The organism is Paenibacillus sp. 01L418 (assembly GCF_056400045.1).
This window is the reverse complement of record NZ_JBFTSN010000250.1, coordinates 1-9,496: the sequence shown is the minus strand read 5'-3', so window position 1 is coordinate 9,496 and position 9,496 is coordinate 1. Positions and strand designations below refer to the sequence as shown.

Sequence of the window (9,496 nt, the reverse complement as noted above, 5' to 3'; positions counted from 1 at the left end):
CCCGTCGCGAACGCTTCGCAATTTTTTTGGCGTTGTAAATATCGGAATAAAAGTAACCGAGGACGCTTCATTTGATGAGCTCATTATTCGAGTAAATGAAATGTTAAAGCAGAAAACAGGAAAAGAAAATTTGCAAAATATTATTTATAACAATGTAGCGCTCGAACGCAACAAAGCTACTCTTTTTATTCCGCTGTTTCTCAAAAGCTGGTTTGTTGATTTTGGTTTTCGCACATTAGGAGAAAGCAGAAGAACGATGACGTTATCCAATGTTGGCAACATCATTTTTCCGCAGCAAATGTATGACTATATCGACGTTATTGAGGCTGTAGTCTATCCATCAAATAAAAGCCCAGTAAGCTGCGGCGTCTGTACGGTTAATGATAAGCTGACGATTACGTTTACGAGAAGTATTGTAGAAGCCGATATACTGCAATATTTTTTCTCTTATTTAGCGACTCAGGCTGGGCTTGACGTGAGAGTATATTCAAATGATTGGGGGAGGAACGGATGAGGTTATGCAATCGATGCAATGTGAGTGTTGATGACCAGCACGACTATTGTCCGTTATGCTCGAGGCCTCTTGGGAATCGTGGGAATAGTGCATCAGAGTACCCCTCCTATGCAAAATTACATCAAGAAACAGCCGTATTTACACGAACGAAGCTGTTTATATTTTTAACGATATCGGCTATTGTACTCTCGATTACGATTAATTTATTAACGTTGCAGCTCAATCCTAAATTGTGGTCTGCGATTGTGACGACCGGGTTAATCTATGCATGGGTGATCGTCAAAGATACGATATTGTCAAAGGCGCATATCGGCAAAAAGATATTGTTTCATTACGCAATATTAGCGCTTTTTTTACTCGTAATCGATATTTTTGTTGGGTTTATGAAGTGGTCAACCACCTATGCCATTCCGCTCTTTGGTATGGCAGCAACTTTTATGATGACTCTGCTCGCCATTATAAAAAAATCGTTATGGCATAATGATATCGGTTATTTATTAGCGATGTTTTTCATCAGCCTATGTCCTGCGATTTTATTTATTTTTCAATTAGCGGATGTCATTTGGCCAAGTGTGGCAGCGATTGTGTACTCATTGCTCACGATCATCGGCATGATTATTTTTTCGGATCGGCAATTTAAAGCAGAAATAAAGAAACGGTTTCATTTTTAAAAGGTTTAGAAAGGTTTATTTCATATCATCGAAGAAAAGGAGCAAATCTCAAAATCATGCTCCTTTTTTTGTTACATATTGACAATTAAATTGTACTAGTGCAATAATACAGCCAAGAGATAAGGCAGGTGATGTGTACGTGCTAAATTTTTATGAATTAAAGCTAAACAACAAGGAGCCCGTATACGTGCAGGCCGCATTGTATGTGAAGAGGCAAATACTGCTGGGGAGAGTTGAATCGGGAGATAAGCTGCCGTCTAGGCGAGAAATAGCTGCACAACTGAACATTAATCCGAATACAGTGCAAAAGGCTTTTAAGCTTATGGAGGATGAAGGTTATGTTCGCACGAGCAGTACGCTCGGCAGTGCCATTTATGTAGATGAGGCGATCTTAAAGCAAATTGAAGCTGAGCTGACGGATGAGTTAGTGAAAGCGTTTATTGGCTCCGCTAAGGAGATTCATTTGTCGTTCCAACAAGTCATTTCTCTCATTAGCGAGCGTTGGGAATAGTTTTTTTTGGCGTATCTGTACTACTACTATAATACAATTGAGGTGGTATTATGAGAACCTTTTATCGACTGCTGCAATATGAATTTTCAACCTGGTTGAAAGCGATTATGCTGCTTTGCACAGCTGTAATCGTTATCCCTCTTTATCTGCTCCACATGTTTGTCAAAGACTATGGTGAATATACCGTTCACGAGCGCTATGAACATATTTATGCCTCTTCAGGCTGCATCATCGTATTCCTCCTATGCATAGCAGCAGCATGCGGATTTTTCTTAAAGACGATTTATGCAGGTTATTGGGGCAGTAAAAGTATATACATGTTTTTATCACTACCTGTAAGGCGTGAATCGATTTATTTTAGCAAAATCGTTGTTTTTTTCATTTGCTTGCTCATGCTGCTCGGGTCGCAGCTAATTAGCATAAAGCTTGGATACGATGTGGTATCGGCGAAGTTTACGAGCTATGGTGGAGGCCGCTTTTCGATGACAAATGGACTTTTTTTAGCTGTTATCCGTTCTGATTTTTTTCGAATCATCATGCCATTAAACCTAAGCAGAATCATATCATCAGCAAGTATTTTATTTATGATCACAACAGCTCTATATTACGGGGCTTTATGCGAACGAAGCAAAAGGTACTGGGGTTTAGTCGCTATTGGAGCCGCGGTTATAGTGGTAATTAAAGTGCTGAGCTATCGAATGAGTGAATCCTATTCTTATGCAGCACCAAGTCATTTGTATATTAGCAGTTCAATTATGCTTATTTTAAGTGGATTATTCATATGGCACAGCATCAAGCTAATAAAAAAAGCAGCTATCGCTTAAGAAAGGGATGGAATCGCTATGAAAAAGCTGAAAAACCATGCAGTTCTCGTTGCGTTAATTGCAGCGATAGCTGTCATAGGGATAATGTCCGGCAGTATCTACGCGAAGAAGGATCAAGGGACATTTTATTTAAAAGATTTGCAGGGTTCACGTCAAGCAATTGAGGATGCAGTCATAAGTGGAGAGCTGAAGGATGGGAGCCATCGCACTAGCTTCCGTATTGAGAAAGGTCAAGTGAAAACGAGTACCGTGTTATTTGAGCAGATGCAGCAGCAAACCCCAAAACGATTTATTCCGGGAAATGCTAAAATAATGAATGGCATTGAATATGATATTTCGAATACTGGACCGCTTTTTGAAATCGTTGCTCGTGATCGAAGGAACGCAATTCCCATTCCTATCGGTACGGCAACGGTTAGCCCGCCTGTTCATTATAATAGAGCGGATCAGAAGGATAATAGCGTCACTTATACGAATGCTCTCGAATATGGACTTGCCAAAATTGGCGATAACGTATATTTTACATTGCCAACGACAACGCATTACACAGGAGAGAACGGAATCTATGAGTTAAAGTTTTCAGATAATTGGGGTTATCGAGGCATAACCGGAGACAAAGGGCAGGAGCCGCGTACCGTGGCAACCTTCAGCCTGGATAAAAACAAAGACAATCCAAATTCAAGCATTGAAATTATTGGATTAGAAGCCGTTGGCAGCAGCTTGGCATTAATTGCAGTTGAAGATAACCAGCTTATTATTCGTGCATATGACAGTATCAGCGGGAAGCAATTAGGTGAGACAATAGTTCCTCATTTTTACTTGGCAGGACGGGATCGAGCGAGCTCTTTCAATAATCCGAGCGGGGATACCTATTATGAAAACTATGAAGCATTTAGCGATCACGATCAGAACACGCTAAATCTGAGTTTTAGCCGATCCTCTTCAGCAGAGGATGCTGTTGCCAATAATAATAATAAAACAATGTTTAGTTTTCATTTATCGAGTGAAATGAAATTAAACGAAACGATAAAAGAAATCTTTGCGGACGGAGAAGAGGACAATTTCAGCGGTATGCTCGCGATGAGCTTTCGTAACGATAAGTTATATGTCGTCAAAACAATGAGAAGCAAGCCTAAAGATGTAAGTCAGTTTCAATATGATATTGTGCTTCCTAAACGATTTATGATTTATGTGTATCAAGCCTCTACATTGATCTACAAAGGCGAGCTTATGACTGATCTGAATGACGATAATATTAGAGCGATGAATCTATCGCCGCTGCCAGGTGGGTTTGGATACAGCCAATCAGAGTATAGGTATTRCGATAACCTCAAGATTGAATAAAAGGTTTGCAGGCAGGAGGGGCATGGATGATCGAGCTGAAATATGTGGAAAAGCGCTATCCTGGAAGCAGTGAGTACTTATACGTGGATAGCTTAACGATAAACAAAGGTGAAATCGTTGGTATTCTTGGCGGAAACGGCAGCGGAAAAACAACATTGCTGAAGGCAATCATGGGGATTGGAGAAATTCAGAACGGAACCATAACAGTAGAAGGCAGACCAGTAACGGAGCAGTATGACAACATTGCATTGATTACGGAAGAGGGCAGCTTTCTTCCTGATCTAACACCTGTTCAGTATGCAGAGTTTTTGGCTGGTTTTTTTCCTAGATTCAATAGAAAACATTTTGACAAGCTAATCAGCTTTTATGAGCTTGAACCGCAGCAAAAAATCAAAACATTCTCCAAAGGGCAAAAGCTGAAACTTGAAATTTGTGCGGGGTTTGCTAAGGACGCAAAATATATGCTGATGGACGAACCTTTTCAGGGCAAAGATATGTTCACTAGAAAGGATTTTTTAAAGCTGATGGTTTCCAATTTAAAAGGCGATGAGACGATCCTGCTCACGACACATTTAATAGAAGAAATTGAGCATGTTATCGACCGTGCCATTATTGTTCATAAGGGCAGAATTAAAGCGGACTTTTATATAGACGAGATGAGAGAACAAGGCAAAAGTATAAGTGATGTCATGTCTGAGGTTATTGGCTACAAAGAGAATAAATATAAGGAAGCTTTGGATGATTCATTTCCCGAGAAATAGTTGAAGAAGGTTTTTAGTATGAATGCCATATTTTTAAAAATTAGCTTTAATTATTATTAATTGTGTTCACTATTTTTTGCAATATTTTTTCTCTATTAGACCAATGAATGTAATGCTCAGAATCAGGAATGGTTTCTTGCTTACTAAGGCTAGACCATTGTAAAAGCTGTCGCTGCACTTTCGCCCATTCGCGTCCACTATCTGAAGATAAAATAAGCAGCGGGGTGTCTTTTAAGTAACCGCCATCTAAYACAGCACGAGCATTCTCATTCACATTTTTTATGAAACTCAAATTATTGGACTCTCCAATATGATTATAATACATGGCTAAGTCAGTGGCTTTCCATGCGATAGGGAGCCGTTGATTACGTATGTTCTCAGCGGTAAATGGAAGTAAAACGCCTATATTTCCTAAAGCTCTAGCTATTCCAGTTACACGCAGACCTGCCATAAAGCGATTTATCAAATAGGGCTGCAACTCCCCAGCATTTGCATAATAATCAGGGCTGCCGCCATCTAATAAAATGATTTGCTCAACTTCATCAGGGTATCGTTGTGCAAAACGAAGCACCTCTAATGATGCGAGCGAGTGTCCAATTAAAACATAGGGCGCGGTTGCATTTGATTTTTTAAGCAATTCATGCAGTTCATCAACTAATGTATCAATCGTTCTTGGGATATGTGTTTGCGCGCTCCAACCAAAACCAGCATGGTCAAAACTTACGGTTCTCGCATATTGTTGCAGTTCGTTTTGTAAGTAGTAAAAATCGGTAAAAGCATTAGGCGTACCAGACCCAGYAACAAAAACAATGGTTCGGCTACCAGCAGTTCCAACACTGTATACGTGCATGTCATGCGAGTTTATTGTATATCGTTTTCCTTGCGGCAAAAACATTTGTGATTCTTTATTCATCATATTGTATTGCCACATTCCTCCTATTAATAAAAGAACGACAACGGACACTACGATTTTCATTATGACTTTTAATTTTTGTTTACGAGTTTTTTTGTTCATGGTTGATCCTTTATCGATTTTGAAATTTGTTCAGTTGTTTACTTTTTCGTTCCATAATTAGTATATTATAGCATTTTCGTTTGGGCATAACTACAATGCTATTTTCTAATTAAACGTTAAGACCTATGATCAGCCTGTGTGTCTCTTCAGAATAATCTTTCAACCAACATAAGAGGGGGATTGAAATGACCGGTTATTTGCGAGGGCAAATTGCAAAAATGGCGAATGTGAATATCGAAACGTTAAGATACTATGAGAATCATGGTCTAATTCCGGCGCCGATGCGTTCTGAATCAGGTTATCGGATGTACTCAAGTATTAAGTCATCTTACGTTTATAAAAAATGCTAAGGCTTGTGGTTTTACGTTAAAAGAAATCAAAAAAGCATTAACAAAGTCTAGCAGCAGTCAAATTAGTCTCGCTGATTTTTTGACTGTGATCGATAAAAAAATGGATAAAATCCGTTTAGATATGGAACGGCAAGAACAAACATTAGCAATGCTCGCAAGCTTGAAAACAAATCTGCAAGCAGAAGAAAAGCACCCGGAAACGCAGCAAACACTCTACATCCTTCACATGGAATCTTAGCTTGACGTTGTACTATGCTACAGGCTGTAAACTTACGTTATTAAGCCTGTAGGAGGAGTATTACATGGAAAAAACGAGTATCGAACAGCTTACAGCGATTAAACATTTTTTAAAACAAACGAGCAATTTTAGTGAAATGCCAGTGGAGAAAATACGAAATGAAATGAACAATACCGCAGCTGCAATGCAAATGAATACGGATATTATTGTCCAAGAGGTAGTAATCGGAAACCTATATGGTGAATGGATTACTCCTGCCAATTTAACTGTAGATGTGAAGAAGGTCATTCTTTACTTCCATGGCGGTGGTTTTATAGCAGGCACTTGTGCATTCTATCGTGATTTGACAGCAAGAATAGCGAAATCCAGTGGGGTGAAAGTGCTTGTCATTGAATATAGACTTGCACCGGAGCATTCGTATCCAGCTGCAAACGAGGATTGCCTTACTGCCTATCGTTGGTTGTTTGAAAACGGTTATTCCGCTGCTAATATGCTATTTGGCGGAGATTCGGTAGGCGGAAGCCTTGCGCTTATGACCTTGCTTTCACTTCGAGATCAAGGAGAGATGCTTCCAGCTGGTGCTTTTCTCATCTCCCCGCATACGGATCTAGTTCATCTGGATGGTGAATCCTACATGACTCGATCGGAGCTTGATCCTACAGGGAGCTTGGAGGGCAATCGCAGGATATTGAACACATATTTAGGCAACAGTACGGATGATATCCTGCTCTTATCCCCCCTTAGAATGAATTTGAGCGGGCTGCCCGATTTGTTTATCCAAATAGGCGATCATGAAGTTCTGTTAAGTGATTCTACACGGTTTACGGATCAAGCAAGAGCAGCAGGTGTCGCTGTTACGCTGGAAGTATGGGATCAGATGTGGAGTGTATTTCATTTTCTCGCCTACATGCTTCCGGAAGCGCAGCAGGCTATCGACCATATTGGTCATTTTGTGAAAAAGAAGCTGTCTTAAAATCTTTATTTTTTCATCTTGTTTAACGAACTGGAGGAGAAATGGATAACATTCAATATTTATCGCAATTCAATTTGCTTCATTCACTCACAATAGAAGACTTGATAGAGATGGATGAAATGACCTCTATTACCGTTATCCCGAAAAAGACATTTATTCAAACACCGGAATCTTTTTCAGAAGGGCTTTATTTTGTGAAAAAGGGAAAGGTTCGTTTATATAAGCTGAGTGTGGAGGGCAAGCAATTTACTTCGGATATATTAGGTGAAGGAAATGTATTTGGCGAGATGAATATCATTTCATTTGGTACACGGGATCACTATATTGAAACGATTGAAGAAAGCCATATTTGTTTGATGAGTAAAGATAGGTTTGAAAATTTTTTAATGCAGCGGCCTCGCTTCATGATGAATTTATTACAGGTATTAAGTGATCGAATTAGTGCGATGAGTCGTTTAACACAAAATTTAGCTCTAGGAGGTCTTCATGATAAAATTTTGCATGTTCTCATGAAACTTTCTGAGCAATTTGGAATTACGAGCATGGATAGGGATGAGTATTGCAAAATTGATTTTCCTCTTTCACATCAAGAAATTGCAAATCTGGTTGGAGCGACAAGAGAAGCGGTAACAGTAGCCTTACAAGAGCTTTCGGAACAAAAACACATGCTAAGCTAGGTTATGTAGAAAGGGTTGTAAACTAGATTACATCTTCGCTTATAAATAAGAAGTATGCTTGGCGTACTTCCAATTTTAAATGTCGTATAAGCGAGGGAACCGTGTTATGAATAATGAGAAAGCGATGGTCATTTCTGACTCCATTTTATACCGCAAAGGTGCAAGAAAGTTGAGCGATATTCCAAATGAAGTGATAGAACTGATTCATATGGGGAAACTGGAGACGGTCAATTTGACGGAATGGCTCGTTGTCGATCATATTGTACTGCTGCAAAATGTACTAAACGAGCTTGGTTTGGATCAAGAATCCGATCCCATTCTGGATAGGCTGAAACATTTGAACGAGAAAAAAATCATGAAAATCATACCTGCTATCGCAAAGGAATGGCTTAGCTTATTCGCTCGACTAGCAGAAGAAGAGCAGTCTAAACTTTACGACAAATTAGCTGCTCATCCATCAGACAGTGTTCGCTGCTGGGCTGCTTTTATTATCGGAGTGGATCAACGTCTAAGTTTAGTAGAGAAGCTTGCATCGATTCGTCCTTTTGCGGCAGATCACCATTTTGGCGTTCGCGAAATTGCTTGGATGGCTCTAAGGGAATCCATTTCCAATGATTTAGTGGGAGCACTTCATTTACTCGAAGATTGGGTGCGTGATCATGATGCGAATATTAGGAGATTTGCCATTGAATCCACTCGACCGCGAGGCGTATGGGCTAAACATATTGCTGAGCTGAAAGAAGATCCTGCTATGGCTCTTTCTCTATTAGAAGCTGTGAACAGCGATGTAGCCAAATATGTTCAGGATTCAGTAGGCAACTGGATGAATGACGCTAGCAAAACTAATCCTGAGTGGGTAAGAGCTATTTGTAATGACTGGTTGGAGCGCTCAAAGGCGAAGGAAACGAAAAGAATTGTAGCAAAAGCGATAAGAAGCTTGCCGGTGTGACGCTAAGCCCAGGAATGAGGAAAAAGTTTATACATATTCAAACAATAGGGCTATCCTCAAGTAGTGTTATCTACTTTATGGGACAGCCCTATTCACCATTTAAAAACCGTTTAGAAGTAGAAGCACGCAAAACAAGTTCGGGTTCCAAGTGGACCGTCTTAATCATGTTTGGAGCATCGATAAGTTCAAGAATAGTTTTGGCTATTGCCGCTGCGATGGAGGAGAGGGCAACACCTACGACGGTCATTGGAACCTCAAGATTCTCCATCTGCGGAAGATTATCGTAACTAACGACAGAAACATCATGAGGAACGGAGAGGCCGAGTTCACTGACGGCGCGAAGGATGCCGCGAGTGAGATCGATACCGCCGCTTATGACAGCTGTTGGTCGAAGAGGACGGTCCATCATCATTCGTGCAGCAATATAACCATCGTGAAATTCTAAACCGTTCATTTGGAGAATGGAATCATCTGTTAAACTCAGCCCATGATGTCTAATCTCTTCTTGAAAGGCTTCGATTTTTACAGCTTGCAGCGGGTCATGCGACTTCGGTTCCCCGATGTATGCTATTTCTTTATGACATAAATTTGCCAAGTGACGAACCGCTAGCCGAATGGCTTGACCACGGTTAACATCGACTGCGGAATAGGACGTATAGTCAGCGGCAC

General features: G+C 40.2%; 12 protein-coding genes and 1 pseudogene. 11 read left to right on the top strand and 2 right to left on the bottom strand.

Going from position 1 to position 9,496, the window contains the following annotated elements; genetic code table 11:
- The 6 genes and pseudogenes from AC1DSE_RS23445 to AC1DSE_RS23420 all read left to right on the top strand — a co-directional run.
- Window positions 1-514 (top strand): annotated as a pseudogene (locus AC1DSE_RS23445) (alcohol acetyltransferase); the annotation flags it as partial.
- The gene (locus AC1DSE_RS23440) at window positions 511-1,185 is read left to right on the top strand and encodes a DUF6320 domain-containing protein (RefSeq protein WP_477511102.1); all 675 of its coding nucleotides are present in this window, start codon (window positions 511-513) and stop codon (window positions 1,183-1,185) included. The pseudogene AC1DSE_RS23445 and the gene AC1DSE_RS23440, both read left to right, overlap by 4 nt.
- A 187-nt stretch (window positions 1,186-1,372) precedes the next feature.
- Window positions 1,373-1,696: a GntR family transcriptional regulator gene (locus tag AC1DSE_RS23435; protein WP_477528269.1), complete on the top strand. Its 324-nt coding sequence runs from the start codon at window positions 1,373-1,375 to the stop codon at window positions 1,694-1,696.
- Between the two features lie 50 nt (window positions 1,697-1,746).
- Entirely contained in the window at window positions 1,747-2,520 is a 774-nt protein-coding gene (locus AC1DSE_RS23430) for a hypothetical protein (RefSeq protein ID WP_477511100.1), read from the top strand.
- Window positions 2,521-2,538: 18 nt separating this feature from the next.
- Window positions 2,539-3,864: a hypothetical protein gene (locus AC1DSE_RS23425; RefSeq protein ID WP_477528268.1), complete on the top strand. Its 1,326-nt coding sequence runs from the start codon at window positions 2,539-2,541 to the stop codon at window positions 3,862-3,864.
- 26 nt (window positions 3,865-3,890) lie between these two features.
- Window positions 3,891-4,625 carry an ABC transporter ATP-binding protein gene (locus tag AC1DSE_RS23420; RefSeq protein WP_339203816.1) on the top strand — a complete coding sequence of 245 codons (735 nt, stop codon included), beginning with the start codon at window positions 3,891-3,893 and terminating at the stop codon, window positions 4,623-4,625.
- A 46-nt stretch (window positions 4,626-4,671) separates the two neighbouring features.
- Here the strand turns inward: AC1DSE_RS23420 and AC1DSE_RS23415 are convergent, their stop codons facing one another.
- Entirely contained in the window at window positions 4,672-5,640 is a 969-nt protein-coding gene (locus tag AC1DSE_RS23415) for an alpha/beta fold hydrolase (RefSeq protein WP_477528267.1), read from the bottom strand.
- A 185-nt stretch (window positions 5,641-5,825) separates the two neighbouring features.
- Between AC1DSE_RS23415 and AC1DSE_RS23410 the strand changes: the two genes are divergently transcribed.
- From AC1DSE_RS23410 to AC1DSE_RS23390, 5 genes are all read left to right on the top strand, one after another.
- A complete protein-coding gene (locus tag AC1DSE_RS23410) occupies window positions 5,826-5,990 on the top strand; it encodes a MerR family DNA-binding transcriptional regulator (protein ID WP_477511097.1) in 165 nt (54 codons plus the stop codon).
- On the top strand, window positions 5,929-6,228 hold the full coding sequence (locus AC1DSE_RS23405; RefSeq protein WP_477511119.1) for a MerR family DNA-binding protein: 300 nt from the start codon (window positions 5,929-5,931) through the stop codon (window positions 6,226-6,228). The genes AC1DSE_RS23410 and AC1DSE_RS23405 overlap by 62 nt, the downstream gene beginning before the upstream one ends.
- A 64-nt stretch (window positions 6,229-6,292) precedes the next feature.
- Window positions 6,293-7,201, top strand: coding sequence for an alpha/beta hydrolase (locus tag AC1DSE_RS23400; protein ID WP_441885320.1), 909 nt, complete (start codon window positions 6,293-6,295; stop codon window positions 7,199-7,201).
- Window positions 7,202-7,242: 41 nt separating this feature from the next.
- Window positions 7,243-7,878, top strand: a complete 636-nt coding sequence (locus tag AC1DSE_RS23395; RefSeq protein WP_477511096.1) for a Crp/Fnr family transcriptional regulator — start codon at window positions 7,243-7,245, stop codon at window positions 7,876-7,878.
- A gap of 106 nt (window positions 7,879-7,984) precedes the next feature.
- The gene (locus AC1DSE_RS23390) at window positions 7,985-8,827 is read left to right on the top strand and encodes a DNA alkylation repair protein (RefSeq protein WP_477511095.1); all 843 of its coding nucleotides are present in this window, start codon (window positions 7,985-7,987) and stop codon (window positions 8,825-8,827) included.
- Between the two features lie 88 nt (window positions 8,828-8,915).
- Here AC1DSE_RS23390 and AC1DSE_RS23385 read toward each other — a convergent pair.
- On the bottom strand, window positions 8,916-9,496 hold a 581-nt coding region (locus AC1DSE_RS23385; protein WP_477528266.1), incomplete at its 5' end, for a substrate-binding domain-containing protein.